Annotated in this window: 18 protein-coding genes; 8 read left to right on the top strand and 10 right to left on the bottom strand. The window is 61.0% G+C overall.

Annotation, left to right across the window (positions count from 1 at the left end; genetic code table 11):
• Nucleotides 1-26 precede the first annotated feature (26 nt).
• The 3 genes from G494_RS0106995 to G494_RS0106985 all read right to left on the bottom strand — a co-directional run bounded on the left by G494_RS0106995 (nucleotide 27) and on the right by G494_RS0106985 (nucleotide 2,289).
• Nucleotides 27-347 (bottom strand): carboxymuconolactone decarboxylase family protein, encoded by a 321-nt coding sequence (locus G494_RS0106995; protein ID WP_028583960.1) that lies wholly within the window; start codon nucleotides 345-347, stop codon nucleotides 27-29.
• A 158-nt stretch (nucleotides 348-505) separates the two neighbouring features.
• A complete protein-coding gene (locus tag G494_RS0106990; RefSeq protein WP_208597640.1) occupies nucleotides 506-1,132 on the bottom strand; it encodes a 3'-5' exonuclease in 627 nt (208 codons plus the stop codon).
• A complete protein-coding gene (locus G494_RS0106985; RefSeq protein ID WP_028583958.1) occupies nucleotides 1,129-2,289 on the bottom strand; it encodes an MFS transporter in 1,161 nt (386 codons plus the stop codon). The genes G494_RS0106990 and G494_RS0106985 overlap by 4 nt, the downstream gene beginning before the upstream one ends.
• A 412-nt stretch (nucleotides 2,290-2,701) precedes the next feature.
• Between G494_RS0106985 and G494_RS0106980 the strand changes: the two genes are divergently transcribed.
• Nucleotides 2,702-4,015 (top strand): MFS transporter, encoded by a 1,314-nt coding sequence (locus G494_RS0106980; RefSeq protein WP_035245799.1) that lies wholly within the window; start codon nucleotides 2,702-2,704, stop codon nucleotides 4,013-4,015.
• Nucleotides 4,016-4,105: 90 nt separating this feature from the next.
• Here the strand turns inward: G494_RS0106980 and G494_RS0106975 are convergent, their stop codons facing one another.
• Complete coding sequence (locus tag G494_RS0106975; RefSeq protein ID WP_028583956.1) at nucleotides 4,106-5,173, bottom strand: iron-containing alcohol dehydrogenase family protein; 1,068 nt, start codon at nucleotides 5,171-5,173, stop codon at nucleotides 4,106-4,108.
• Between the two features lie 272 nt (nucleotides 5,174-5,445).
• Between G494_RS0106975 and G494_RS0106970 the strand changes: the two genes are divergently transcribed.
• Entirely contained in the window at nucleotides 5,446-6,330 is an 885-nt protein-coding gene (locus tag G494_RS0106970; protein ID WP_028583955.1) for a DUF2971 domain-containing protein, read from the top strand.
• Nucleotides 6,331-6,352: 22 nt separating this feature from the next.
• On the opposite strand, the gene G494_RS0106965 is transcribed toward G494_RS0106970, so the two are convergent.
• A complete protein-coding gene (locus G494_RS0106965; protein ID WP_028583954.1) occupies nucleotides 6,353-7,219 on the bottom strand; it encodes a PfkB family carbohydrate kinase in 867 nt (288 codons plus the stop codon).
• 613 nt (nucleotides 7,220-7,832) lie between these two features.
• On the opposite strand from G494_RS0106965, the gene G494_RS0106960 reads away from it, so the two are divergent.
• Nucleotides 7,833-8,417 (top strand): thioredoxin family protein, encoded by a 585-nt coding sequence (locus G494_RS0106960; protein WP_028583953.1) that lies wholly within the window; start codon nucleotides 7,833-7,835, stop codon nucleotides 8,415-8,417.
• Nucleotides 8,418-8,599: 182 nt separating this feature from the next.
• Here the strand turns inward: G494_RS0106960 and G494_RS0106955 are convergent, their stop codons facing one another.
• On the bottom strand, nucleotides 8,600-9,193 hold the full coding sequence (locus G494_RS0106955) for a nucleoside deaminase (RefSeq protein WP_028583952.1): 594 nt from the start codon (nucleotides 9,191-9,193) through the stop codon (nucleotides 8,600-8,602).
• A 255-nt stretch (nucleotides 9,194-9,448) separates the two neighbouring features.
• Between G494_RS0106955 and G494_RS0106945 the strand changes: the two genes are divergently transcribed.
• The gene (locus G494_RS0106945) at nucleotides 9,449-9,970 is read left to right on the top strand and encodes a CYTH domain-containing protein (protein WP_028583950.1); all 522 of its coding nucleotides are present in this window, start codon (nucleotides 9,449-9,451) and stop codon (nucleotides 9,968-9,970) included.
• Nucleotides 9,967-10,422 (top strand): YaiI/YqxD family protein, encoded by a 456-nt coding sequence (locus tag G494_RS0106940; RefSeq protein ID WP_028583949.1) that lies wholly within the window; start codon nucleotides 9,967-9,969, stop codon nucleotides 10,420-10,422. Before G494_RS0106945 ends, G494_RS0106940 begins: the two co-directional genes overlap by 4 nt.
• Before the next feature lie 51 nt (nucleotides 10,423-10,473).
• Here G494_RS0106940 and G494_RS0106935 read toward each other — a convergent pair whose 3' ends face one another.
• From G494_RS0106935 to G494_RS0106925, 3 genes are read right to left on the bottom strand one after another with little or no spacing between them, the layout of a single operon-like run.
• On the bottom strand, nucleotides 10,474-11,385 hold the full coding sequence (locus G494_RS0106935) for a TIGR02285 family protein (RefSeq protein ID WP_028583948.1): 912 nt from the start codon (nucleotides 11,383-11,385) through the stop codon (nucleotides 10,474-10,476).
• Between the two features lie 59 nt (nucleotides 11,386-11,444).
• Complete coding sequence (locus tag G494_RS0106930; RefSeq protein ID WP_028583947.1) at nucleotides 11,445-13,472, bottom strand: hybrid sensor histidine kinase/response regulator; 2,028 nt, start codon at nucleotides 13,470-13,472, stop codon at nucleotides 11,445-11,447.
• A gap of 4 nt (nucleotides 13,473-13,476) precedes the next feature.
• On the bottom strand, nucleotides 13,477-14,337 hold the full coding sequence (locus G494_RS0106925; protein WP_028583946.1) for a substrate-binding periplasmic protein: 861 nt from the start codon (nucleotides 14,335-14,337) through the stop codon (nucleotides 13,477-13,479).
• A gap of 449 nt (nucleotides 14,338-14,786) precedes the next feature.
• On the opposite strand from G494_RS0106925, the gene G494_RS0106920 reads away from it, so the two are divergent.
• The 3 genes from G494_RS0106920 (at nucleotide 14,787) to G494_RS0106910 (ending at nucleotide 22,970) form a co-directional block, all read left to right on the top strand.
• Complete coding sequence (locus tag G494_RS0106920) at nucleotides 14,787-19,040, top strand: PEP/pyruvate-binding domain-containing protein (protein WP_028583945.1); 4,254 nt, start codon at nucleotides 14,787-14,789, stop codon at nucleotides 19,038-19,040.
• A 105-nt stretch (nucleotides 19,041-19,145) separates the two neighbouring features.
• A complete protein-coding gene (locus G494_RS0106915; RefSeq protein WP_051305485.1) occupies nucleotides 19,146-22,070 on the top strand; it encodes a heavy metal translocating P-type ATPase in 2,925 nt (974 codons plus the stop codon).
• Between the two features lie 24 nt (nucleotides 22,071-22,094).
• On the top strand, nucleotides 22,095-22,970 hold the full coding sequence (locus tag G494_RS0106910; RefSeq protein ID WP_028583943.1) for a hypothetical protein: 876 nt from the start codon (nucleotides 22,095-22,097) through the stop codon (nucleotides 22,968-22,970).
• 69 nt (nucleotides 22,971-23,039) lie between these two features.
• On the opposite strand, the gene G494_RS0106905 is transcribed toward G494_RS0106910, so the two are convergent.
• Nucleotides 23,040-25,829, bottom strand: coding sequence for an MlaD family protein (locus G494_RS0106905; RefSeq protein ID WP_028583942.1), 2,790 nt, complete (start codon nucleotides 25,827-25,829; stop codon nucleotides 23,040-23,042).
• Nucleotide 25,830: the final 1 nt, after the last annotated feature.

Below are 25,830 nucleotides of genomic sequence, written 5' to 3'. Positions count from 1 at the left end.
GGGCAGGGGAGAATGGTCTGGGGTGTTTAGGCCCTGTCTGCGTCGCTGTCCTGGATCCAGGCCAGGGCGGCCGCCACCTTGGGAAAGCCGATGGTGGAGATCAGCACCAGCAGGGCGTGTTGGAGCTCCTCCCGGCTGGCACCGGCTTCCCTGGCCCGTCTGGCATGGGAGTGGACTGCGCCGGTGGACTGGGTTGCGGCCGCCACCCCCAGTTGAATCAGCTCTGTGGTCTTCCTGTCCAGGGGACCGGCCTGGCGAACGGTGCTGCCCAGGTTTTCCAGGGCGGTCATGACCTCGGGAAAGGAGTGTTGAAGGTACTGGTAGTGGCTCTGTGGCTGTTGGCTCATGGCTCTCTCCTTGCTGTTGTGGTTGAGGGGTGTTTTCAGGTGGCTGGGCTCTTTGCGGCAGCCCGGCCAAGCGCTCTCACTCGTATAGCCTGGCACAAAGGCGCTCTGCCTGGGGCGTACCTTCTGGTCCGGAACAGGGCCGCTCTTGCCCGCTGACCCTAGGCCGCCGCCTGCAGCTCGCTGAGCCGGATGAAGATCTCCCGCCCCACCCAGGCATCGGTGGCGGCATATTGGAGCTGGGCTTGACTGAGTTGGTCATTGGCCCAGTTGCTGGTCCGGGCGGATTTGGAGATCCGAAAGTCGAGCACCGCAGCGGCCAGGCCACGGAGGCCGTGGTGGTGCAGGCCCAGGCGCTTGCTGATGCGGGCAATGTCGGTAAAACCGCCGTGCTGGAACGATTCGATCTTCTGTAGATTTTCCAGGTCATCGGCGATGGCCACCCCGACCTTGGCAACGGTGTGGTCACTGAGCAGGGCAGAGAGTTCCTGGGGCAGGCCGGTTTTTTTGAGCTGGAACAGGAAGACCTCTTCAGCCGTGGCCAGCTGGAGCAGGGAGGGCGGATAGGATTGCCCCTTGCGAAAGGCAGGCCTGGTCTCGGTGTCAAAACCGAGCAGGCTGCTGCTGCTCAGCCGGGGCAGGACCTCTCGGCACTGTTGAGGGCTGTTCACCAACTGGATAGGCCCCTGCCAGCGTTCAAGCGGCAGGGCATTGATCTCGTCTTTGCTTAATCGCCGCCGCATGGCGGCAGTGGCCTCGGGCAGGGTGGGACAGGTCGGTTTGTTCATGCTGTTGCTTGGGGTTCGTTGTTGCGGTTAAAGACAGGGATCTTCTGGACCGCTGTCAGGGAAATCGCGCTCATGATCGCTCCGGCGATAAAGGGGATTCGATAATCGATCATCCAGATCAGGCCGCCCAGCACCGGTATAACCACGGCCGCTATATGGTTGATGGTAAAGCCCACCGCCATGCTGGGGGAAATATCCCTGGGATCGGCGATCTTCTGAAAGTAGGTGCGGATGGCCATGGAAAAGGTAAAGAGGAGGTGGTCCAGCACATACATCAGCACCACCACCAGCTTGGATTCGCTAAAGGCGTAGCATAAAAAGACCACTATCAGGCCTGCATACTCAAGACTCAGGATCCGCCGTTCTCCGAAGCGGACGATGGCCCGCCCCAGGATCGGGCTGAAGAAGGCGTTGATCAGGTTGTTGACCATGAAGAGCAGGATCACCTCTTGTACGGAGAAGGAGAAGATCTTTACCAGCAGGAACACGGAAAAGGCAATGAAAATCTGGCGGCGGGCACCGGCCATGAAGGTCAGGAAATAGTAGAGCGAGTAGCGCCGGCGGAGGATCATCTTTTTTCGTTGGGGTACCAGCTCGGTCAGGGAGGGGTTCTGGCAGAGCGCCCAGCAGCCCATAGCCGCCACGCCGCTGCCCAGGAGCAGGTAGATAAAGCGATAGTCCAGGACAAAATCGAGCAGATAGATGCAGCCGCTGGTAGCAATGGCCGCTACCGCGCCCAGGCTGCGCAGGCGCCCCAGGATCAGGGGTGAGCTGGAGTGCTCAAAGTATTGGAGAACCAGGGAGTGGTTCATGGTCTCATAGTAGTGAAAGCCGAAACTCATCAGCAGGGTGGTGGCCACCAGGCCGGAGAAGTCCGGAAAAAAGCCGGTGGCTGCGGTGCCCACGCCCAGACAGATGATGGCCAGGGCCGCGATGGTATGCTCTCGAAGGAGCAGCAGCACATAGACCGCCAACAGGGCAAGAAAGCCGGGGATTTCCCGGATCGACTGGATGATCCCCACCTCCTGTCCCTCAAGTCCGGCTACCTCCACCGCAAAGTTGTTGAACAGCACCATCCAGGTCTGGAGTCCGATCACCGAGCAGATGGTCAGGACGATCAGGTAACGGAACATGGGGCGCTGGGCTTGATTGACCATGGCAGTCTCGTCTTTGGGATGGGGATGGGGATGGGCTCCTGCAGGGGGAGGCGACTGGTCTCTCGCCAGGCCGGAGTCGATTGTCGATAAGAGTAGACCCGAAAGTAACAAAAAAAGCATCCCCCTTTTGGTGTTCCCTTCCGGACTCGGCCCTGGCTAGGGAGTGGCACCGGTCCGGGCAAGCTGCCAGCCCCGTTCCATCCGGCTCACAGTGAGCAAGGACCGGCGGAGGGCAGGGGCCAATCCGGGGGGCAAACCCTGTTACCGATACCCCTCTTGCCGATCCCGGCGGCCTGTGGTAGTACCCTGGAGGCCTTGACAGTGGCTGCAGAAAAGGTCTGCCATGGCCGGGCAGGATCCGGTCCGGCCTGTGACCTCCCCCAAGAACCTTTGCCCTCCTTTCCAGGACATCATGAGCGATAGCAAGCCAAGCAGCCCGGCGCAACCGGCACCCTCAGCCGGTCGGCTGGACTCCTATCTGCGGATCCTGCGCACCAATTCCCGTTTTCGTCGTTTCTGGCTGGCCACCATTGTCAGCCAGCTCGGTGACTGGTTCAATTATATTGCCATCTTTGTGCTCTTGACCGAACTCACCGGTTCCGGCGAGGCCGTGAGTTGGTTTCTGATTGCCAAGTTTCTGCCCACCACCCTGCTGGGGCCCATTGCCGGGGTGGTTGCCGATCGCTTTAACCGCAAACGGATCATGGTCTGCTGCGACCTGCTTCGGGCCCTGGTGGTCGCCGGTTATCTGCTGGTGGGGGTCAGCGGCCAGGTCTGGCTGGTCTATCTGCTGGCCTTTCTCCAGGAGGGGGTATGGAGCTTCAACCATCCGGCCAGGCAGGCCTCGATCCCGGATATCTGCACCAGGGAGGAACTCAACGTGGCCAATGGCCTCTTTGGCGCCTCCTGGTCGGTGAATCTGGCCCTGGGTGCCGCCCTGGGCGGCTTTGTCACCGCCTGGTTCGGCTGGAGGGCCGCCATCCTGGTGGATGTGGTGACCTTCATGGGCTCAGCCCTGCTGATCGCCCTGGTGCCCCTGGAACATGTCTCTGCCGCCGTTAAAGGTGGTGGTTTCTCCCTGGCCCGCATCTCCGGGCTGGCTGATATCATCGAGGGGCTTCACTATGTCCGTTCTCATCCCCGGGTGGCGGCCCTGTTGCTGGTCAAGAGCGGCTGGGCCCTGTCCGGGGGGATCCTGGTGATGTTGACGGTTTTCGGCGAACAGGTCTTCTCCCAGTCCGGTCAGGGCGGGCTGAGCGGGGCCCTCTACTCCATGCGCGGTCTGGGGGCGGCCGTGGGTCCCTTCCTGGCCTGGCGCTGGTTCGGCAACGAGCCCCAGGGCATGCGCCGGGCCATTGGCGCGGCCTTTTATATCTCGGCTCTCTCCTACCTCTGTTTCAGTCAGGCCCCCAATATCCTGGTGGCCGGCTGTTTTGTTCTCCTGGGGCATATCGGCGGCTCCATCCAGTGGGTCTTCAGCACTGCCCTGCTCCATCACCGGGTGGAGGCTCGCTTCCGGGGCCGGGTCTTTGCCGTGGAGATGGCCCTGTTGACCCTGACCCTCTGCCTCTCCACCCTGGCTACCGGCCAGGCCCTGGATGCCGGGCTTGGTCCCCGGACCATCGTGGTGGTGCTGGCCCTGCTGTTTCTGCTGCCGGGAACGATCTGGCTCTACTACCTGCGTCGGCTGGGGAGCATGGAGGGGGATGGGCCCAAGGAGTCCTGAGAGGGAAAGAGGGGGACAGGGGGGAGAGGAGCTGAACTGGCGACCCTGCCCTCCATCGGGAGGGCAGGGAGCCTTGGCTGCCTTGGTGGTTTACATTCGGCGATAGAGCTCCAGGACCCGTTCCCTGGTCATCTGCTCTTCCCAGCCCTTGCCCAGGCAGTTTTCCCAGAGCGGGGTCAGTCCCAGGGCCACGGTGGCCATGGTGTCGAGCTCCTCGGCGCTGAGATTCGCGGTCAGGTTGCGGGGCAGGGTGATGCCGTGTTTGTCCATCATCCGACGAAACTCCGCCACTCCCTGGGGATAGATCTCTTCCAGGTAATCAAAGGTGATGCAGCAGCCGATGCCATGGTGGGTTCCCAGGACAAAGGAGAGCCCATAGGAGAGGGCATGGCAGGCGCCCACCTGGGAGTAGGCGATGGACATGCCGCCGAAGTAGGAGGCCATCATCAGTTTATCGTCACGCTCCGGGTGATCTTCGAGAAAGACCTGGCGGCAGAGCTCTATGGACTTTTCGCCATAGGCCCTGCTGAACTCGTTGAGAAAGGTGCCGGTCAGGGACTCCACATCATGGATATAGCAGTCCATGCCGCTGTAGAACCACTGATCCTTGGGCACCCCGGCGAGGAGTTCCGGGTCCAGCATGATCTGGTCATAGAGGGTGTAATCGGAGTTGATGCCCAGCTTTTTTTCCGGACCGGTGAGGACCGTGGTCCGGGAGATCTCGGCCCCGGTTCCGGAGAGGGTGGGGATGGCGGCATGGTAGACCGCCGGATTGTGGATCAGGTCCCAGCCCTGGTAATCAGCCGCAGACCCGGGATTGGTGAGCATCAGGGAGACGGCCTTGGCGATGTCCATGGTCGAGCCGCCGCCGATGCCGATGATGCCGGCCGGGGTGACCGGGTAGGTCTCCTTGAGCAGGGTGACCAGTTCGTCGATGTAGCTGGTCTTGGGCTCGTCATCCACATTGACATGGAGGATCATGTCCTTGCCCCGCAGCGGGATCCTGCCTTCAAGCGTTTTCCCTTTGAAAACATCGTCAAGCACAAATATAATGGGAGTATCGGGATCCGTTCGGCGCTCCTGGAGAATACCGTCCAGTTGATTAAAGCAGCCTCTGCCGAAGATAATATTGGGAACGATTTTAAAATTTCTATACATGGGTGACCCTTCCGGATGATCCGGCGGTGAAAGTTAAGCCTGGCAGCACGGCATGGTCGCAGCCTTGTCCCAGAAAACGCGTCAGTTCGCGCCATTAGGCTACGGGCTGTCTCTGTGGAGAACCAGGTTGTAATGTTTGAATTTCAAGGTGTTAGCCCTGTCGCCGACAGGCCTCAATACCAGGTTGATTTGAAAAACTCAAGGATGTTTTTTTTGAGGTCAGGCCGCGCTCGGCAAGGCGGATCAGGCCCGCCTCTGCAGAGGAACAGGACGTGCAAGAAATCGGAATTTTAACGGAAAAGTTGTTCGGAGACATCCCCAAGGGGGTCCTCTACCATTATACCACCCTGACCGGCCTGTTGGGCATCGTCGGTGGAGGTACCCTCTGGGCCAGCGATATCCGCTACATGAACGATTCTGCCGAGCTCAGGCACTCGGCAGATCTGATCCACCAGGAGGTCAAGGAGCGCATCGCCCAGGGACACGGCAAGGCCGATCTCCTGGGACAATTTGATGACTGGGTGAGCCATCGGATCACCAACGGTCACATGCTCTTTGGTGCCTCCTTCCGTTCCCATGGCAATCTGCTCAGTCAGTGGCGGGGCTACAGTACCCATGGCAAGGGGGTCAGCCTGGGCTTTGCGGCAGATTATATCCGCCAGTGTGCCCACAGGCAGCACTTTCAGATCGGCAAGTGTATCTATGATTCCAGCAGTCAGCAGCGGCTGATCCGTCAGGTGCTGGATGCGGTGGAGTCGCAGGTGGAGCAACAGCTTCGGGGCGGTGAGAGCTGCGAACAGCTCTCCGCCATCTATCACCTGGTCTTTGAACAGATCGAGATCGATCTCTTGAAGATCGCTGCCGTGATCAAGCATCCTTCATTCCGGGAGGAGAAGGAGTGGCGGATTGTCTCTCCGGTCTATACCGACGCGAGTGCGCCCATCTCTTTCAGGGAGGCCAATGCCATGTTGGTCCCCTATGTGAAGTTTGCACTCCAGCCCGACGCCGATCATCCCATCCAACTGGACCACCTCTTTCTGGGGCCCACCTCCAATATCGGTATCTCCATGAACTCCCTGAAGATGTTTCTGGGACAGAACGGTATTGTCCCCACCCGGGGGATCGACTACTGCCGCATCCCCTATCGGCAGCGTTGAGCAGAGCCGGGTCGGCTCAGGCCTAGATAAATTTTTCCTGCTCTATCCAGGCGCGGGTTCCCAGGGAGGTGCAGGAGAGGGTGGCGAGCTCCGAGGCCCTGGCCAGGCTGAAGGCAAAGTCGTGGTCAAGGATGTAGTGACAGAAGGCGCCGTGGAGGATGTCGCCGGCCCCCAGGGTGTCCAGGGGCTTGACGGCCATGATCGGCAGCTCTGAGCGCTCTTCTCCCTCCTGGATCAGGATGGGCTCCGCACCCCTGGTCAGGGCGATCTTCTCGATTCCGGAGTCGCGGAGCAGCTGGATGACCTCCTCCTGATTGCTGCAACCAGGGGGACTGAAGTCCGCGGAGCAGATGGCATAGTCGATGAAAGGGAGCAGCTCTTCCTCACCCTCCTTCCAGCTGCCCCCGTCCAGGACCGTAGGGATCCCCATGGACCTGGCCCGTGCTGCCATCTCCACTGCCCGGCGGATATAGTGGCCGTCCAAAAGGAGGATGTCGGCGTCTTCCAGGAGGCTCTGGTGGGCGGCCTTTCGCCTGAGACGTCTGGCATCGGTGTTGGCGTAGACCACGGTCCGGCTGCCGGAGGAGAGGTCGACGATGATCGAGGCGATCACCGGGGGGCGGTCGGGTTGATCGGTATAGTCCTTTAGATTAACGCCAAAGCGGTTGATCTCTTCCCGCACATACTGACTGGCGGTGTGGTTGCCCAGGCCGCTGATCAGGGAGCAGGGGTTGCCAAAGGAGGCAAAGGCGATGGCTGCGTTGGTCGCCGGCCCTCCGGCATAGGAGAGCAGCCGTTCACTCTTCAGCTTCTCGTTGATCCCAGGAAAACGGGGGACATAGTGAATGATATCAAGGGTTGCTAAACCAAAAAAAACGCCATGGTGCATGGGCTGACCTGTGCTGTGGGTAGGGTGTCAAAAGGGTATCGTGTTCAAGCTCTGCTGAGCGCCAGCACCAAGGCCTGGAAAAAAGGGGCCGCAGGCATCTGCCTGGTGTTGCAGGCTCGGTGCAGCTCAGAGAAAAAGAGTATTGGCCAAAGATTGGCCAAAAGAGCAACTGTGTAGGCTGGTCTCAAACCCCTTGCAGCTCTTTCCGGCAGAAGCTCCCGGGGCTATTTGCTTGGACTTTGCCAGGACTCTGCCAGGACTTGCTCATCCCTGCTCATCCCTGGTCCGAGCAGTCTCCTGCTGCTTGTCTTGACTGTATCCTATATCCTATAATAAGATCCTGTGGTTATCAATAGATAACTGTTGAGCACCGGAGCAGAGAGCCCGCGGGAATGGTTTGGGCTCCCTCGATTCAGTGGACCCTTCTCTGGCAAGGTCAGGGGGGAATCTGGTAAAAGGATGGATCATGGTTATGGTTTGGCTGCAATCAGAGGTGGTGATCTGCTCCAGCTTTCCTGCCGATATCTAGCGGCGGGTGATCTTGCCCGCGGCCGGAGCAAGCAGAGCACTCTATCTGCCTCAGCCTGCCCATTTTTTTGTGGAGGAGCATACCATGGTTTTGACCGCTTCAAATATGTTGGCCCTGGGCACCAGGGCCCCTGCCTTTTTCCTGGCCGATACCAGCGACCGCATGGTTGCCTTGGACGATATCCCCGCCACCAAGGGGCTGCTGGTGGTGTTTATGTGCAACCACTGCCCCTATGTGCAGCATGTCCTGGCCGAGCTCATTGCCCTGGGCCGGGAGTATGTTGCCAAGGGGATCGGTATGGTCGGCATCAACGCCAACGATGACCAGGCCTACCCCAATGACAGTCATGACCAGATGAAGACGCTGTTTCGGCGGAAAGGATTATCCTTCCCCTACCTCCACGACGCTTCCCAGGAGGTGGCCAGGCGTTATCAGGCGGCCTGTACCCCGGATATTTTTCTCTTTGATGGCGACAAGAGGCTGGTGTATCGTGGTCAGTTGGATGATGCCCGGCCCGGCAATCAGGTGGCGGTCAGCGGCAGGGACCTGCGCAGGGCCCTGGACGCCCTGCTCAAGGGGGAACCTATAGCCGGGGAGCAGAAACCTGCCATGGGCTGCAACATCAAATGGCGGCCCGGCAACGAGCCTGATTATTTTTCTCTGGCTTGAATAACGCGGCTCCAAAACCGATCGAGCCGCTGAGCCAGCAGAAGCACCCGTTTCGTCGCAACTCCCGGAGCAGGCGTCTACCGCAGCGGCCGCCCTTCAGGCTCATGGCCCTGTTCAGGAGAACGGTGGTGCTGAAAAAGAGGCCTGCCAACAGGCCGATGAGGATGACACGGATCAGAGGGCTAGCCTTGGCGGCCGTTGTAGACCGGTTGTCCGGAGGCGGCAAAGGTCTTGAACTGGGCGATGGCCTCTTCCCGGAGGATATTTTCCTGAAGGGTTATACCCCGCCGGGCCAGTTCCTCCCGCCATTGGGGGTGAAGGGGGCCTTCGTCAAAGCCGGTGAGTTCCTCCAGGGGGGGGCCTGAACCGGAGATGGCCAGGGAACGGATCCCGGACCAGAGCAGCGCGCCAAAGCACATGGCACAGGGGCACCAGTTGACCACCAGCTGATGGGCGTCGGATCCCGGGGCACCCAGGTCGTAGCTGCCCAGCCTCTGCTGGGCCAGGGAGAGGGCCATGATCTCGGCATGGGCCGAAGAGCAGTTGCCGGGCATGACCCGGTTGACTCCCATGGCAACCAGTCGGCCTGAATCCGCGCTAAAGACCCCGGCGGCAAAGGGCCCTCCGCTCTGGTGTCGGACGTTGAGGCCTGCAAAGAGGAGCACTGCCTCCATCCGTTCTTCAAGGGTGGACAGCTTGGCAGGCAGGCTGTTCAGCTGGTCGGTGGCCCAGTGGGGGAGGGAGAGGGTGAATTGGTTGCTTTCTGGAGTGAACATGGGGGCGCTAAGGGCTGATGATTGAGGGAATGATAGGTGTCGGGACAGGGGAGAGGGGAATCGGTTTTTCGACCCAGCCCAGCTGCGTTGCTCTGGAAGCGGGCTGTGGCCCTCTTCATCCCTTTTCCGGGAGAGTAGCAAAAATCGGAAGCAAGGGCTTTCTTTATCTGCTCCGGACGAGGCTTCGGGGTCGCTGGGGAGCTTTTTTTTCAAGGGTTGAACCGTTTCAGGCTGAGGCCGAGATCGAGGTGAATGGTGGGTATTGAAATTGAACGAAAGTTTTTAGTCAGCAGTGAGGAGTGGAGGCAGCAGGGGCGGGGAAAGGTCTACTGTCAGGGCTATATCCACGCCTCCAAGGAGCGCACCGTGCGGGTACGGCTTGTCGGCGATCAGGGTTACCTGACCATCAAGGGGGCCAGTGTGGGACCCTCCAGGATGGAGTTTGAGTACCCGATTCCTCCGGAGGATGCCATGGTCATGCTGGAGCAACTCTGTGAGCCGCCCCTGATCGAGAAGAAGCGCTATCTGGTGGAGCATGAGGGCTTCACCTGGGAGGTGGATGAGTTTTTTGGGGAAAATCAGGGACTGATTGTGGCTGAAATAGAACTGGAAAGCGAAGAGCAGTCCTTTGCCCGGCCTCCCTGGCTGGGCATGGAGGTGACCGATGACTCGCGTTACTTTAATGCCAGGTTGGCCAGTTACCCCTATTCCAGCTGGCCCAGGGAGTCGCTCCCCAGGCAGGTTGATCCAGGATCCGGGAGCAGGGAACAGCGATGAAGATATGGGTGGATGGTGACGCCTGTCCGGCGGTGATCAAGGAGATCCTGTTCAAGGCTGCCGAGCGGGTGGGGGTGGCATTGACCCTGGTGGCTAATCGTCGCTTGCAGGTGCCGCCCTCACCCTGGATCTCTTTTCTTCAGGTGCCCTCGGGATTTGATGCGGCGGATAACGCCATCGTCCAGCGCCTGGAACCAGGTGACCTGGTGGTTACCGCCGATATTCCCCTGGCCGCCGAGGTGGTCGCCAGGGGAGGCGTCGGCCTCAATCCCAGGGGGGAACGCTATAGTGAAGAGACCATCGCCGCCCGTCTGAGCATGCGGGATTTCATGGAGGAGTTGCGCAGCAGCGGCGTCGATACCGGTGGGCCTCGCTCGCTCAGTCGGCGGGATCGTCAGCTCTTTGCCAATCAGCTGGACTCGCTCCTGGCCGCTCAGGCCGGGCAGAGCTAGAGGGGAGCTCCGGCCCTGTGACCTGTCGCCGTTTGCCCGGCTGGGCCGTTTTTATTGATGTTCCAAACTCTTCTCCGCAGTGTTGGCTTGCGGTTCGTCAAGGAACACCTCCTGATAGAATTTTCGGTACAGGGGGATGCTGGCGGGATCCAACCAGCGTTCATAGGCCCGGCGGTAGCGCTCTGTTGGGCGTTGCTGTTTGAGGACCGTGTTGATGACCGCAATGGTCTGCTGGCCCCACTCGGTCTTGGAGCAGGCCACATGGGTCAGCATGGCCCGGGGGTTGCTGAGGTTTTCGACAATCCCCAGGGTCATGATCCGGTCGCGGATCCCCATGGTCTCGGCCAGGTACATCGCCTCTTCCGGCAGCCCCGGGAGGGCGTCGATTCGGCCCGCTAAGAGCATCTTAAAGAGATTGAGGGTCAGCTCCGGTCCTTCATAGGAAAAGATGGTAGCCTCACTGCCATGGGTGTCGAGGATCTCATCCATGGTGGTGCCATAGGAACGGTTTCTGGCCCTGCCGATGAGGTAGCGTTTGCTGTTGAGCAGATCCTTCAACAGGACGGTGGATTGGTTGTCGAACTTTTCCCAGTTGTCCTTACTGATGATCAGCACCGGAGGGAGGGTGATCACGCTGGGGATGGAGAAGTAGGCAAATTCCTCTCGTTCCGGAGTCTTGTACATGGCCAGGCTGCAGGCGTTTTCGCCCTGTTTCCACTGCTGATAGTGTCTGGAGATGTTGGCCGGCAGGTGGCGGTGCTCATAGTCCGGGAGTTGTTCCTTTAAGAGTGCTGTGAGGAGATCTTCGTATCCCTGGCCCTTCAGCGCTCCCTGGTGAATGAAGAAGGGCGGCGCCACTGCCTCCAACCAGTAGAGGGGCTCCTTGGCCAGGCCGGCGGTGGCGCTGAGCAGACCGAGGATGGCGGCCAGGATAATCGGTCGGATAGGGCAGACGATGTTCATCGGCAAATCTCTCAAAAGGCAGAAGATCGTTGTTGCTTGGGGATTCCCCTCTGAGCGCATTAATGCAGGGTCTCGGAGAGCGCGGTCCCGATCTGATCAAGGGTGTATGGCTTGGCCAGAAAATGGGTGGCTCCCAGCTGCCGGGTCAAGCGGACGTCATGGTCTTCGGCAAAGCCGCTGACGATGATCGCCTTTTGGCCCGGCTTGACCTGGAGAATCTGCTCAAAGGTCTTGCGGCCATTGTATTGTCCGGGCGTCATCAACATGTCCAGGAGGATAACATCGGCGTGGTAGGATTTCAACCATTCCACAGCTGCTTCACCCGAGGAGACCGCATTGACGTTGTAGCCCAGGGAGTGGAGCAGCTGGCCGGCTATCTCCCGCTGGTTGGCTTGGTCGTCAATGATCAGGACCGTCTCACCCTGGCCCTGGTGGAGTTGTTGCCTGGCCCCGGGCAGCGGCTGGAGCTTCCGGCTGTCCACGCTTGGAAAGCTGAGGGTAAAGGTGGAGCCTTGGGCGGAGCTGACCACCTCGACGCTGCCGCCATGATCCCGCATGGTGTTCCAGACCACGGCCAGGCCCAGTCCGCTCCCGCTGCGGCCCATGATCTTCTTGGTATAGAAGGGCTCAAAGATGTGTTCGATTTCATGGCTGCTGATGCCCTGGCCGCTATCACTGACCAGGATCTGAGCAGAGATAGCTCCTGGCCCTGCTTCTCTGCTGCTGCTTTGCTGCTCCAGCTCGTTTCTGGTGACGATCTTGATCAATCCCTTGCCGTGAATGGCCTCCATGCCGTTGATGATCAGGTTCATCAGAGATTTGCGCACATGGATGGGAGAGCAGGAGATGGGGAGGAGCCCGGGCTCCAGCTCGGTCTCCACCGTGATCAGCGGATAACGACTCTGCAGTTGCCGAAAGTCGGGTGAGTCGAGATAGGCGAGGATCAGATCGTTGGCTGTGCTGATCTCTGTGGTGGCAGGCACCCCCCGGGCAACGGCGAGCAGGTCGGCGACCACCTCAGAGGCCTCCAGGCCTGCCCTGCGGATAGCCTCCAGCGGCGGACGCAGGGGGCTCTCTTCGTCCTGTTCCAGGAGCATCAGCTCCGGATAGCTGACGATGCCGGAGAGGATGTTGTTCAGATCGTGGGCCACCCCGCCGGCCATCAGGCCGATGGCCTTCATCTTCTGGTCCCGCCGCAGTTGCTCCTCCAGCTGATACCGTTCGCTGATGTCGATGGCTATGGACCTGGCCCCGGCGAGTTTGTTGCCCTGGATAATCGGCGCTGTCCGAAAGAGAATGGGAAAGGGGCGACCCTCGCGGTCCAGGGCCGTCAGCTCCTCCAGGCTGGAGTCAGGGGCCTGGAGAGCACGCTGGAAACCGTCCCTGGCCCTGTTGCGGAGCTGATCCTGGATAAAGGAAAACAGGTTGATCTCGGTGGAGCGGCCGGTGCTGAATCCCAGCCGCTCCTGGGCAATGGTGTTGGCATAGAGGATCGTGCCCTCCAGGTCGGTCTCAAAGACCATCTCCGGGAGCAGGTTGACCAGGTCCTGGAAGCGCCCCTCGCTCTCCCAGAGTTTGCGGGTACGTTCCCGGACCAGCTCCTCCAGGGTCCTGCGTCGCCTGAGCAGGTAGCCTATGAGGCCCAGGACCAGCACCACCAGCAGGAAGAGGGCCAGGATATTGAGCAGGGGGAAGATCACCCGCACATACTGTTTTCCCTGGAGGCTGCCGATGGTGAGTTCGCCATGGACGAGCTGCTCTTCAAGGGGCTTGAGGGCAATGATGCCGGCGGTAAAGAGCAGTTTGTTCAAGCCTTCCAGGTGGGGGGCCGTGAGTTGGAGGAATGCCGGGTTGCCCGGGATAGTGACCGTCAAGGACTCGTAGGCATGGGCCTCCATGGCCAAACGGAGGTAGTTTTTCGGTCCGGCGGGGTTGAGGGCCCAGATGTCGTCGCTGATGATCACGGCATGGTTGTGGAAGGTCTGCCGGTCAAGCAGCTCCTGGTGTCGGATATAGGCGGCGCAGATCAGGGCGTAGCTGAGGAGCAGGGCGAGGCCGGCGAGCAGGCAGCGGGAGGGAGTTTTCATCTCTTCACCTGGGCGCATCGCCTGGAGGCATAGCTGGGCTGCTCTCCCTGCCGTCCGGGGGGGCGGGTTGATACTGTGCGCGGATCTCCTGGAAGGTCCCGGCGGCGGAGAGGCTTGCCAGGGCCAGGTTGATCTCCTCCAGCCGCCGGGTCAGGGGCGACTTTTTCCCCAGGAGCAGGAAGAACTCGACGGGGCCAAAGCTGACCTCGGTCTGGACCAGGCCCTGGGAGAGCTGCAGCTGCCTGCTCATCAGGTTCATTGCCGCAGGGACCTCGATGGTGGCATCGGCCCGCTTCAGGGCCAGAAAGCGGATGATCTGCTCATCGGTGTTGACCCAGGTGGTGGGGATGCCTTGGGCCTCGATATTGGTCTTGAACCAGTTGTTGCCCTGGTTGCTCACCATCTGCAGGTCCAGCTCTCTGATCGCTTCAACCGAGCGGATCTCTCTGATCTGTTCCAGCCTGGGATGATCGGCATAGGTGTAGAGCTTCAGGGAGAGCCGGAGAAAGGGGAGGGCGGTGCTCCGGGTGTAGCCCAGTCTGGTCGCCGTGGGCACGGTGAGGAGAATATCGGCATTGCCCAGTCTGACCTCGTTCTGGGCCCGGCTCCACGGTTGGTAGAGGTAGCGGAGCTGCCAGCCCAGCTCCTCGACAAAGAGGGCCTTCAGCATTGCCGGCAACATGCCCTGGGGGCAGGCCGTTGCCTCTGGTCTGGAGAAAAAGGGCGGCCAGTCGGTTTCAGCCATGGCGATGGTTAGCGTGGGAGGCGGCTCAGAGGCGCTGCCGTGGCCTGGGGGAACGAGGGACATCAGCAGGAGGAGCAGGAGAACAACAGGGATAGGGGCAGAGATCCTGGTAAGGGGCATGGAGTGCTCTTCATAAAGATCAGGTTGGGGCGCGGCCCGGCACAGTTGACCCGGACCGCAGCCATGGGAAAGCGGGAAAACCCGGTTCCAGCCGCTTGCTCTTAAGAGTAGCAGCTTCAGTTTTTTTGACAAGGCTTTAAGGCGCGTTCCGGGTCCCTTGGATCCCCTCCCGCCATGACGCGACTGCCCCACTTTCCCGGACGTCCCAGCTGTTCCGAGAGGCTCGAGCTGCCGTTGTCCTGCTTAAAAGGCGATCTCCATCCAGGAGAAGGGAGACCTTTTTCCAGCCTTGCCGTGGGTGGACCCCTTGCTCGCCGGCAAAGGGAAAACCAGCCAGAGGCCGGCAGGGGATTCCTGCTCTGAAAAACAAGAGCTGACTTTCCAGCCAATCCGTTTTACACTTCCTGGGTATCAGGATGTTTTCTCCCCATTTTCCATAGAGGTTCTGTATGTCTGCCCAAGGATCATCGCCGGCCATCGAGTCTGATGCCTTAAAAGCCAATCTTCAGGAAACCGCGGGCGAGGTTGAGATCAACCCCGCCTACCTGCCGCTCTCCGCCATTGTGGCCGGCTATAAAGGCCTGACGACCAAGATTGAAGCCCTGCTCTATGAGGTGAGTCACCCCTACCGCAACTGGAAGTTGCTTATTCCGGAGTTGCGGGCCTTTGTCTTGAAGAACCTCCACCACTACCACCGTCATGACCAGGGCCCTGAGGCCTTTTCTCTCTTTGTCGGCATCTTTTTCGAGGCCCTGGAAGATACCGTCAAGAATGAGCAGCTGGTGGCCCGGACTGTGGATGCCATGCTTGCCTGTGGCGATAAGCTGATCAACTCCCTGGAGCCAGCGGGTCTGCTCCGCTACGAGGAGGAACTCAACCGCTTCTTTCGCCGTCTCTGCCGGCTTGAGAGCACCCATCCCCAGGTGATGATGTTCATCGTCCAGGGACATCATCCGGTCAGGCGGATCGCCAAGAAGGTGCTGGCCCTGGACGATGGCCTGGTAGATAAATCCTTTGACTTCGGCCCATTGTCCCGGTTGATGGAGACCATCCTGCGATGCAACTACGACTACTGGCTGGGGGAAGAGGATCCCCTGCCCTGGTTTGAACAGCGCTGCGGCGAGTATTGCAGCAATTGGCAGGCCGGCGCCCAACTGATCGCCATCTCCCACGAGCAGATCCGGACCCACCGTCGTGCCCTGGATGGGATCGACTCCAGCCATGATCCCCGGGCCGGCCTGGTCACCATGGTCCAGCTGCCCAATCACATGGATATCGTCCGGCTCTACCGGGGCATTCCCGCCCATCTGGTGGCCGAGGGCAACGAGGCAGAGTCCCACTTTGTGGAAAACCGGAAGCTGCTCTTTCTCTTTCGGATCATGGACACCGGCGGCCTCTACCTGATCCACGAGGAGACCCTCCGGGAGATCAACCGCTCCCTGGTCCAGCTGATCCGCAGCCAGAGCTTTGAAGAGATCGAACGTTTTTTCATCACCACCTTTCAGCTGCTCAAGGCCAATGTCAAGCGCTATCCCCATACCTCCCTGCAGTGTATCCAGGTGATCGGCAACGAGGTCTTTAAGAAGGACAGCTCCAGCCTGGTGGAGGCCTTTCTCTGGGAGGCGGTGCGCTTCGGCTTCCAGTATGCCGGGGTCCGCGGCGTGGACGAAGACTGGCAGCCCATCGCCAATCCGGCCCACCTGACCAATATCCGGATCTGGCTCAACCTGATCCAGCAGGAGCCCAAGTGGTGCTCCACCCTGTTTTCCGCCCTGATCATCAATATCCAGCTCTCCGGGATCTGCGTCAAGGATACCGATCTCTTTCAGCGGGATATCACCGACCTGCTCAACCATCCCATTGAACCGATCTACAACCTGGCCAAGCAGTTTACTAAGCTGATGCCGGTGTTCTTCAACGAGATCGGGGCAGAGGGGGAGCTGAGAGACGTCTCCACCGAGATCGATGAGATCCATCAGCGACGGGACGTGCTGGTCCATTTCCTGCGCAAACAGGCCCATGTGGAGTCCAGTAACCTGATTGTCGGTTTTATCGAGGCCATCTTCACCTTCTGGCTCACCCTGGATAAGGGCTATCTGGAAGAGTATCTTCCCGAGGAGGTCCTCCAGGAGGTGGCGGTGAGCGGCCCCTATGTGGAGGATCAGCATCGCCTGGGTCAACGGATCCAGGAGGAGCTGCGCTTCAACAGGATGACCAACATCCTCCAGTGGGGTGATCTGGAGCGGCAGGCCTACCTGGACCAGCAGGAGGATATCAGTGAGGCGGAACGTCGTCGTTTCAACCTGCTGGTCAAGATGTACAAGCTGCTCCATCTCAAGTATCACCTCAGCCTGCCCGAACTCCATCTCCAGCTGGAACACGCCATCCTCAATGGCTTTCCCGAACTGGAACAGCTCCTGGCGGTCCTGGAGGAGGACGATCCCTTCCGCTGCCTGGACGCTCTCTTGGATCAGCTGGCCCACCTGCGTCAGGTCATCCTCAGTGAGGAGTGCTTTGAACCCAATGAAGAGATCTACTACAAGCGCCACATCGCCGTGGATATCCCCTCGGTCTATGGCCGTTACTCGGAGCGCAAGTTTGATGCCCTGGGCCTGACCTTCCGCCTGGAGAGCCTGGCCAACATCTACCTGGAGCGCCTCTTTGAATCGGTCAACCTCTCCTTCATCACCCAGGCCACCTTTATCCTGATCCTCAAGTGTCTGCGCTTCTTCTCCAAGGCTCTGCAGGTGGATGGCATCACCAGTCGCCGGCTGGATACCTCCATCAGCCTGCTCGGTTCCTCCATCGGGCTTAAGCGCTTCTCCTACACCCAGCACCTGGATATCATGCGGGGGCTTTCCGAGGGGATCAAGGACATCATCTATGCCTACTATACCAACATCCACCAGAACAACCTTTCGATCATCGTGCCCCAGATCGGTCGGGAGAATATCTGTCCCAAGTACCGCAGCCTCTGGGATGAGGAGAATATGCCCGAATCCGTGCTCCGGATCTCGGAATCCTTTTTCCGGGAGCTGATTGCCACCGCCTTCGGACTCCAGCATCTGGACAACTTCATCGGCAAGATCATCCAGACCCTGGAGGCCCAGAAGGATCTCCTGGACGAGGAGACCCTGGACCTGTTGATGTCCTATAACCCGGAAAAGGCGATCAGCTCCCTCCATGCCGAGAACATGCGGACCCATAACCTGATCCACCTGGGCAACAAGGGCTTCAACCTGGTGGTCATGGCCAGGGAGGACAAACCGGTGCCCCCGGCTTTCATCATCACCACCGAGATCTTCCGCTGCTATGAGGCGGTGCGCAAGTTCGACCGGGCCCGGGACGAGTTCATGCAGCGGGTCCGGGCCTCCATCACCGAGATCGAAAGGCTCACCAACGCCAACTTCGGTTCCCCAGAGAAACCGCTGCTGCTCTCGGTGCGCTCCGGTTCGGCCATCTCCATGCCCGGGATGATGACCACCATCCACAATGTGGGTACCAATGCCGAGCTGGTGGAGGAATTTGTGGCTCGCAACCCCCAGCTGGAGTCCTTTGCCTGGGACAACTTCCGCCGCTTTCTCCAGTCATGGGGGATGTCCCATGGCATGGACCGGGAAGACTTTCAGGAGCTGATGAACGAACACAAGCTCAAGCATAACGTTCATCTCAAGCGGGAGTTCTCGCCGGCGCAGATGCGGCAACTGGCCCTCAACTACCAGCGGGCGGTCCGCAAGCGCGGCTACGGCATGCCCGAAGACCCCTGGCTCCAGTTGGTCGGGGCCGTGGAGATGGTGCTCGATTCCTGGAACACTGCCAAGGCCAGGGAATATCGACGGTTGATGGATGTCTCCGACGACTGGGGCACCGCCGTGATCGTCCAGGCCATGGTCTACGGCAATATCAGCCTCCAGGCGGGCAGCGGCGTCCTCTTCACTGCCCACCCCTACCGCAAGGTCCGGCGGGTGGCCCTCTGGGGCGATTATGCCCCGGGTGATCAGGGTGAGGATATCGTCTCGGGTCTGGTGACCAGTTATCCGGTCTCGGTGGAGCAGGCAGAGCTGGATGGCCGGGATGCCGATAACAGCCTGGAGCTGCGTTTTCCTGAGATCTATAACCGCTTGCGGGAGATCAGCCGGGAGTTGGTCTACGACAAGGGCTGGAACCCCCAGGAGATCGAGTTTACCTTTGAGGGGCCCCGGCCGGAACATCTCTACATCCTCCAGACCAGGGATATGATCACCATCAAGAAGAAGGAGCACCTCAATGTCTTCACCGACAGCGACCTGGCCCACAAAAATATCCTCACCAAGGGGATCGGGGTCTCGGGCTCGGCCATGTCCGGTCGGGCCGTGTTCACCGAGGAGAATATCCGCCAGCTGCGGGCCGAGGATGGGGAGGCGGTGCTGATCCTCCTGAGGCAGGATACGGTTCCCGAGGATATCCGGGAGATTTCCATGGTCGACGGCCTGGTGACCTCCCGTGGCGGCCAGACCTCCCATGCCTCGGTGGTGGCCACCCGGCTGGAGAAGACCTGCGTGGTCGGCTGTCGGGATATGCAGGTCTACGAAACCGGAGAGTACGCCGAGATCAACGGCTTTCAGATCCATTTCGGAGATCCGGTCTCCATCGATGGACGCCATGGCCTCCTGATCCAGGGCAACTATCCGCTCCAGGAAGAGATCCATATCCTGCCCATCTGAGGCTGCGGTGGGGAGAAGAGAAGCGAGACAGCTCTTTCAGGCTGGAGCGCCGAGAAGAGACGAGCTGTATGGGGGACATGAGCAATGAACAGGGATGAGAATGGGATGAAGACAGGACTTGAAGCGGGGGACTATCTGCTCTCGGTTCCGGATATGAGCTGCCCGCACTGCGAACAGCGCATCGCTGAGCTGGTCGGCTCCATGGCCGGAGTGACTGAGGTCCGCATCGACCTGGAGCGTACCCTGGTGAGGGTCCGGGGCGGGGAGGTGGAGAAGGTGATGGCTGCCATCCGCGAGGCCGGCTATGCGCCTCAGTATCTTCCAGCAGGTGCTGGAACCGATTGGGCGGAGTCGGCCGAACCGTCTCCCGGCGAGTCGGCCACACCTGAAAAGGTCTACACCCTGGCGGTTGCCGACATGAGCTGTGCCAGCTGCGTGGCCCGGATCGAGGAGATTGCCGCCCAGGCGGCAGGGGTCTCTGCGGTCACGGCTCATCTGCTGGAGAAGAGCGTCCGGGTCAGCGGCGGAGAACCGGAGGCGGTGATCCGTGCCCTGGCGGACCAGGGCTATCAGGCCGTGCTCTCCGCTCCTGCCGAGGAGCCATCTTCAGAGGCGGACTATGAGCTGGAACTCAGCGGGATGACCTGCGCCAGTTGTGTGGCTGCGGTGGAACAGGCTATTCTGGCAAGCAGCGGGGTTGTCAGCGCCCAGGTCAACCTCCTGGAACAGAAGGCCCGAGTCAGGGGAGGTGACCCCCTGGAAGTGGTCCGGGCCGTGGCGGCCAGGGGCTATCAGGCCGAGTTGTCCCCAGCAGGGGCTGCATCGGGGACTTTCTTTATCCGCTTTGCCGGGCCCATGGCCCCTGAAGAAAGAGTCCGGATCCAGGATCTCCTGAGCAGCGCTGACAGGCGGGCCCAGATGGAGTGGCGGGATGACCGGCTTGAGCTGAGCAGCAGCGAACATCCGGGAGACCTGCTCCTTCGGCTCAAGGCCTTGGGCCTCAAGGCAAGGATTGAAGAGCGCTACCAGGATCCGGCCGTCCGGCAGGCCGCAGAGAGCCGCAGAGCGATCAGGCAGGCCTGGCGACGCGCCCTGGTGGCCATCACCGTGGGTGCTGGGGTGATGGCTGGTCAGATGAGCGGTCTCTTTCCGCCGGTTGTGGGACATCGGGGCTTCTGGTTGACCATGGCCCTGGTCTGTCTGGCCACCATGGCCTACAGCGGCGGCAACTACTACAAGACCGCCTGGAGACAGGCGCGTCACCTGGGGGCCAACATGGACACCCTGGTGGCCCTGGGGACTGCGGCGGCCTGGTTCTCCTCCTTGCTGGTGATCCTCTTTCCCGAACTCCTCCCTGGTCAGAGTCGCCATCTCTACCTGGACGCCTCGGTGATGATCCTCTCCTTCTTGCAGCTCGGCCATGGCCTGGAGGTGCGGGCCAAACGCAAGTCCAGCGAGGCCATCGGCTCCCTGGTGGGGATGCAGGCCCGGCGAGGACGGGTCGAGCGGCCTCTGGGGGTGGTGGAACTGCCCATCTCCCTGATCCGTGTCCGCGACCTGCTCCGCGTCCGTCCCGGCGAGACCGTGCCCCTGGACGGGGTGGTGGTGGAGGGGCGCTCCACCGTGGACGAGTCCATGCTCACCGGTGAGCCCCTGGCCGTTAAAAAGACAGTCGCCGATCAGGTCACCGGCGGCACCATGAACCGTGCCGGTGCCTTTCTCATGGAGGTGCGGCGCAGCAGCGAAGAGACCACCCTCTCCCAGATCATCCGGCTGGTCAGAGAGGCCCAGCTCTCCAAGCCGCCCATCGGCAGGCTGGTGGATCGGGTGGCCGGCGTCTTTGTGCCGGTGGTGATCGGCATCGCCCTCCTCAGCTGCGCCCTCTGGCTGCTTCTCGGGCCCGAACCCAGACTGGCCTATGCCCTGACCACGGCCATCAGCGTCCTGGTCATTGCCTGTCCCTGTTCCCTGGGGCTGGCCACGCCCATCGCCATCATGGTGGGAATGAGCAGGGCTGCGGAATGTCAGGTCCTGATCAAGAACTCCGACGCACTCCAGACCGCCGCCTCCCTGAGCCATCTGGTGGTGGATAAGACCGGCACCCTCACCCAGGGCAGGCCCACGGTCACCAGTCTGATGGCGGCCGCTGAACTGGACGAAGAGGCCCTGCTCCAGGTGGCGGCCGGCTTGGAGGCCCAGTCCGAGCATCCCCTGGCCGAGGCCGTGGTTCGGGCAGCAGAGGAGCGATCACTCCGCCCGGCAGAGATGGTCGATTTTCAGGCCGTGCCCGGTCGAGGTGTCCTGGCCCGCTGTCAGGGCAGGCTCTGGTCCTTGGGCAACGAGCAGCTGATGGCAGAGCAGGGGGCGGAGCTGCCCGTGGTCTTGGCCGAGGCGGCTGAGCAGGAGGCCAGGAGCGGGGGAACCCCGGTCTGGCTGGCCCGCGAGGGGGAGTTGGTCGGCCTCCTGATCCTCAAGGATCCCGTCCGCGTAGATTCGGCCGCAGCGGTGGCAGCCCTCCAGCAGCGGGGTATCCGGGTGGTGATGTGCACCGGCGATAACCGGGCCACGGCCCGGGCCGTGGCTGCCCAGCTCAAGATCGAGATCGTCCACAGCGAGATGTTGCCTGCCGGCAAGCAGGAGGTGATCCAGGCGCTCCAGCAGCAGGGGGCGAGGGTCGGGATGGTGGGCGACGGGGTCAACGATGCCCCGGCCCTGGCCCAGGCCGATACCGGCTTTGCCATCGGCTCCGGCACCGATGTGGCCATCGAAAACGCCGATATCACCCTCACCGGGGACTCACTCCACCATGTGGCAGCGGCGGTGGCCATCTCCCGGGCCACCATCACCAACATCAAACAGAATCTCTTTGGCGCCTTTATCTACAACACCCTGGGCATCCCCCTGGCAGCCGGCCTCTTCTTTCCCCTGACCGGCTGGTTGCTCCATCCCATGTTTGCCAGTGCGGCCATGGCCCTCTCCTCGGTCACGGTGGTGACCAATGCCAACCGGCTGCGCTTCTTTAAACCCTGAGACCGACAGAGGCTGAGCTTTGGTATGGCTGTGATGCATAGGGTCTATGACCGGATTACCTTTATCTTTGACCCGCTCCATAACTTTTACGAACATGAGCAGCTCCATCGGAAGTTATCCGCAGCCCTGGTGCTCCTCTTTGTGGTCAACCTGCTGGTGATCGAACTTAAGCGGCGTCAGCTCCTGCCCGCGCCCCTGGCCGAGCTGGTGCCTGGGAACCATTTTTATGCGGTCCAGGCCGCCTTTTCCCTGATCCTGGTGCTGGAGGTGATCAGCCTGATCTTTGTCCTACCCTGTTCCTTTTCCAGCTCCCTGGGCAAGCAGTTTGAGATCCTCTCCCTGATCCTGATCCGCAACGCCTTCAAGGAACTCTCCTATTTCCCCGAGCCCATTACCTACCTGGGTAACGAGGAAAAGATCCTCCATATCCTTTCCAACGGTTTTGGGGCCCTCCTGATCTTCGGCCTCCTGGGCCTCTACTACAAGATCCAGACCCGGACCGAGGAGAGCAGCCATGGGGTGGATCTCTACGGTTTTGTGGCCGCCAAGAAGGGGATCTCCCTGCTGCTGCTCTCTGCCTTCTTTGTGATGGGCGGCTACAGCGTCACCAAGATCCCGGCTGGGCAGGAACAGGCGGATTTCTTCCACGACTTCTATACCCTGCTGATCCTCACCGATATCCTGATCGTCCTGATCTCCCAGTGCTTTCATCCCTCGGCCAAGTTTGTCTTCCGCAACTCAGGCTATGCCCTGGCCACCCTGATGATCCGGATCGCCCTGGTCGCCCCGGTCTACTTCAACGTCCTCCTGGGCAGTGCCGCCATAGGCTTTGCCATCTGCCTCTCGCTGGTCAGCAACCATCTCTTTGCCGAGACCAAGGCCTCATCCTCCGCCCTCTGATGGCCGTGCCCGGACGGCTTGCTCCGGGGCGGCCTGGCAAGAAGGGTGCTTAGAGGGAGTAGGCGGTAGCTAGAGGTAGTCGTCCCCGGGATCTTCCTGACCCAGGGCTGGTTGTCGCTCTCGCTGCCGGGGCGACCTCTTCCCGGCTGCGGCAGGCTGTTCTGCTGAGGCTTGGGTCGCTGGGACCGCCTTCGGGGGCAGGACCGGTTGCCAGAGGAGCCACTCCTTTTCCCCACTGGCTGCCAGGGGAAAGTGGTCGCCATCCCTGGCCCTGGTTCCCATGGCAGCTCCTTCGGGAGTGGCCAGGGCGATCCCGCCTTTGACCAGGGCGGTCATGGATTCCGAGGCCACGCTGATGCCGCTGAAGAGGCCGGCCTTGACGGTCAGACCGCTGGCCTGCCAGAAGCGGCTGTTGCTGTAGATCAGATGCGAGAAGGCGGGATCGATGGTGACCTGGATCCAGACCGTCTGGGCGGTGGGTGAGAGCTTGAAGCCGGTGACCCTGCCAACCTGGATCCGGCGGTAATAGAGGGGGCTGCCCATGGTCAGCGAGCCCAGCCGCGGGCTCTCCAGGACCAGGGTCAGCCCAGGGCCGGTGGCGCTGGTCCGGGGCGGTCGCTCTAGGACGGTAAACTCGCTGCGGGGAGGGCCGCTCCCCCTGCTGACCGCAATCTGGGGGCCGCTGAGGATGGTGTCCAGATGACGGATGCCGTTGAGGCTGACCTCCGGTTTGATCAGCCAGAGCTGGCTGTCGCTGCAGAAGAGGTGGGCGGCCTTGGCCACAATGTAGGCCTTGCCTACCAGGGCGTCGCTCTCGGGGTCCAGCTCCACCTCTTCCACCCGGCCGATCTCCAAGCCCTGGTAGGTGATCTCGGTCTGGGGATCGACCCGGGCCCCTGGGCTGAAGCGGAGGCTTAAGCGGAGGTCCTTGGCATGGAGGGCCTCCTGGTAGCCGGCATGGAGGGGAAAGGTGCTGGTCTCGTCAACAGGGCTGCCGCCGGGGGGGGTATAGAAGGCCAGGCCGCCGGAGAGGATGGCGTCCATGGAGCCGGCCCTGATCTTCACCCCCTTGAGGGAGGCGGCGATCTCTATGCCTGAGCGATCATAGAAGCGGGAGCTGCTGGTCACCAGCCGGCGGTGTTCCTCGGAAATAAGGACCACCACCTGGGCCGTCTGCTCACCTTGGGCCAGCTGAACCTCCAGGACCTGGCCGACCTTGATGTTGTTATAGAACAGCGGCGAGCCGACCACCAGCGGCGGCAGCTGGCGGGTGGTAAGCCGGAGGCGCAGGCCCTGGGGCTGGAGGGCCTGGTTGGCCTGGAGGGCCTGGTTGAAGTCGTCGTAGAGCGGGAAGATGCTGCCGGCGATGGCCGGAATCGGCGGGCTCCCCACTGTTTTGGGGTTGGTAAAGGCGATCCCCCCGGCCAGCAGGGCCTGGAGGGAGGCCAGGTTGATACTGAAGTCGGACAGGCGGCCGTCGATGGAGATGCCGGAGACGTTCCAGAAGACCGTGTCCCTGTGGATGAGCCGGTCATAGGGCTGGTAGAGGAAGATGGAGATGGTGACCGTTTCGCCCCCGGGGCTGAGGGCAATCTCGGAGATCTCCCCCACCACCAGTTGTTTGTAGAGAATCGGCGCCCCAAGCTCCAGGGAACCGCTCTCCTCGGCCTGGAGCTGGAAGCTGGTGCCCTCCCGGACAATCTGGTTGGGCATGGGATCGGGCTCTTCGCTGAAGTGATTCTGGTAGGCCCCCTCACCCGGGGTAAAGGTGATGTAGTTGCCTCCCAAAAGGGTGCCCAGGTTGGTGATGCCGGTGACCGAGACCTTGGGTTTGATCACCCAGAAGCGGGTGGACTCCCGGAGGATCGGTTCGGCCCGGGGATCCAGGAGGATGGTGGCGGTGACGGTATGGAACTGATCGTGGTTGATGTCGAGTCGCTTGACGATCCCGACCTTGAGGCCACGGAACAGGACCTGGGTCTTGCCGGCGATGATGCCTTCACCCGAGGTGATCCGCAGGCTCATGGGCACCCCGTACTCGGCGGCTTCAAAATCCTTATACAGGGTAAAGTGGCTGTCCTGTCCCGCTGCCGGGGTATCCTTGAGGGAGGCATGGGTGGCGCAGGTAACCCCGCCGTAGACCAGGGAGGCCAGGGACTCGATGTTGACGCTCAACCCCTGGCGGAGGTCGCCGCTGAGGGAGAGGCCGCTGGCATTCCAGAATCGGGTGCCGGTCTTGATCAGGTGGGCAAAGCCGGGCTTGATATGGGCGGTGAACAGGATCTTGCCGTTGTCCTGGAGGGCGTAGTCTTCGATTTGGCCGATCTGGAGGTTCTGGCTGTAGATGTAGGAACCGCGCTGCAGGGAATAGAGGGTATCGCTCTCCAGGGTGAAGCGGAGCCCCGGGATGTTCGGATTGAGGGGCGGTGGTGTTTCCAGGCCCTGGAAGTGGAAGGCAGCTTCGCCGGAGCTCCCCTGGCGGGCACCGATATAGGAGCCTCCGAACAGGGTCTCCAGACCGCTGATCTTACCGGCCGAGACCTCCGGCTTGACCACCCAGAAGAGGGTGTCCTTCACCAGGAAGGGCTGGGCCCGATTTTCCATCTCCACCACCAGGTTGACCCCCTGCATGTCCTTGTCGATCTCTATGTCCTTGACCGTGCCGATGGGGATCCCCCTGAAGATCACCTTGGTCTTGCCAGGGGTGATGCCCTTGGCATTGGCCAGGTGGATGGTGATTTCGATGCCCGCATTTTGGATACTGGTATAGAGCAGCCAGGAGCCGATTAAGAGGGCGACCAGGGGCAGGATCCAGATGGGCGAGAGCAGGTACTTGGGGCGGAGTGTGGGCTGTTGCATG

Origin of the sequence: Desulfogranum mediterraneum DSM 13871, from assembly GCF_000429965.1 — a bacterium.
In the GTDB taxonomy this organism is placed as follows: domain Bacteria; phylum Desulfobacterota; class Desulfobulbia; order Desulfobulbales; family Desulfobulbaceae; genus Desulfogranum; species Desulfogranum mediterraneum.
This window is presented reverse-complemented; position numbering and strand designations above follow the sequence as displayed.

Excerpts from the sequence above, each read along its gene's own strand:
- G494_RS0106995 (WP_028583960.1), bottom strand. The coding sequence starts at position 347 with ATGAGCCAACAGCCACAGAGCCACTACCAGTACCTTCAACACTCCTTT.
- G494_RS0106990 (WP_208597640.1), bottom strand. The coding sequence starts at position 1,132 with ATGAACAAACCGACCTGTCCCACCCTGCCCGAGGCCACTGCCGCCATG.
- G494_RS0106985 (WP_028583958.1), bottom strand. The coding sequence starts at position 2,289 with ATGGTCAATCAAGCCCAGCGCCCCATGTTCCGTTACCTGATCGTCCTG.
- G494_RS0106980 (WP_035245799.1), top strand. The coding sequence starts at position 2,702 with ATGAGCGATAGCAAGCCAAGCAGCCCGGCGCAACCGGCACCCTCAGCC.
- G494_RS0106975 (WP_028583956.1), bottom strand. The coding sequence starts at position 5,173 with ATGTATAGAAATTTTAAAATCGTTCCCAATATTATCTTCGGCAGAGGC.
- G494_RS0106965 (WP_028583954.1), bottom strand. The coding sequence starts at position 7,219 with ATGCACCATGGCGTTTTTTTTGGTTTAGCAACCCTTGATATCATTCAC.
- G494_RS0106960 (WP_028583953.1), top strand. The coding sequence starts at position 7,833 with ATGGTTTTGACCGCTTCAAATATGTTGGCCCTGGGCACCAGGGCCCCT.
- G494_RS0106955 (WP_028583952.1), bottom strand. The coding sequence starts at position 9,193 with ATGTTCACTCCAGAAAGCAACCAATTCACCCTCTCCCTCCCCCACTGG.
- G494_RS0106940 (WP_028583949.1), top strand. The coding sequence starts at position 9,967 with ATGAAGATATGGGTGGATGGTGACGCCTGTCCGGCGGTGATCAAGGAG.
- G494_RS0106935 (WP_028583948.1), bottom strand. The coding sequence starts at position 11,385 with ATGAACATCGTCTGCCCTATCCGACCGATTATCCTGGCCGCCATCCTC.
- G494_RS0106930 (WP_028583947.1), bottom strand. The coding sequence starts at position 13,472 with ATGAAAACTCCCTCCCGCTGCCTGCTCGCCGGCCTCGCCCTGCTCCTC.
- G494_RS0106925 (WP_028583946.1), bottom strand. The coding sequence starts at position 14,337 with ATGCCCCTTACCAGGATCTCTGCCCCTATCCCTGTTGTTCTCCTGCTC.
- G494_RS0106920 (WP_028583945.1), top strand. The coding sequence starts at position 14,787 with ATGTCTGCCCAAGGATCATCGCCGGCCATCGAGTCTGATGCCTTAAAA.
- G494_RS0106915 (WP_051305485.1), top strand. The coding sequence starts at position 19,146 with ATGAAGACAGGACTTGAAGCGGGGGACTATCTGCTCTCGGTTCCGGAT.
- G494_RS0106910 (WP_028583943.1), top strand. The coding sequence starts at position 22,095 with ATGGCTGTGATGCATAGGGTCTATGACCGGATTACCTTTATCTTTGAC.
- G494_RS0106905 (WP_028583942.1), bottom strand. The coding sequence starts at position 25,829 with ATGCAACAGCCCACACTCCGCCCCAAGTACCTGCTCTCGCCCATCTGG.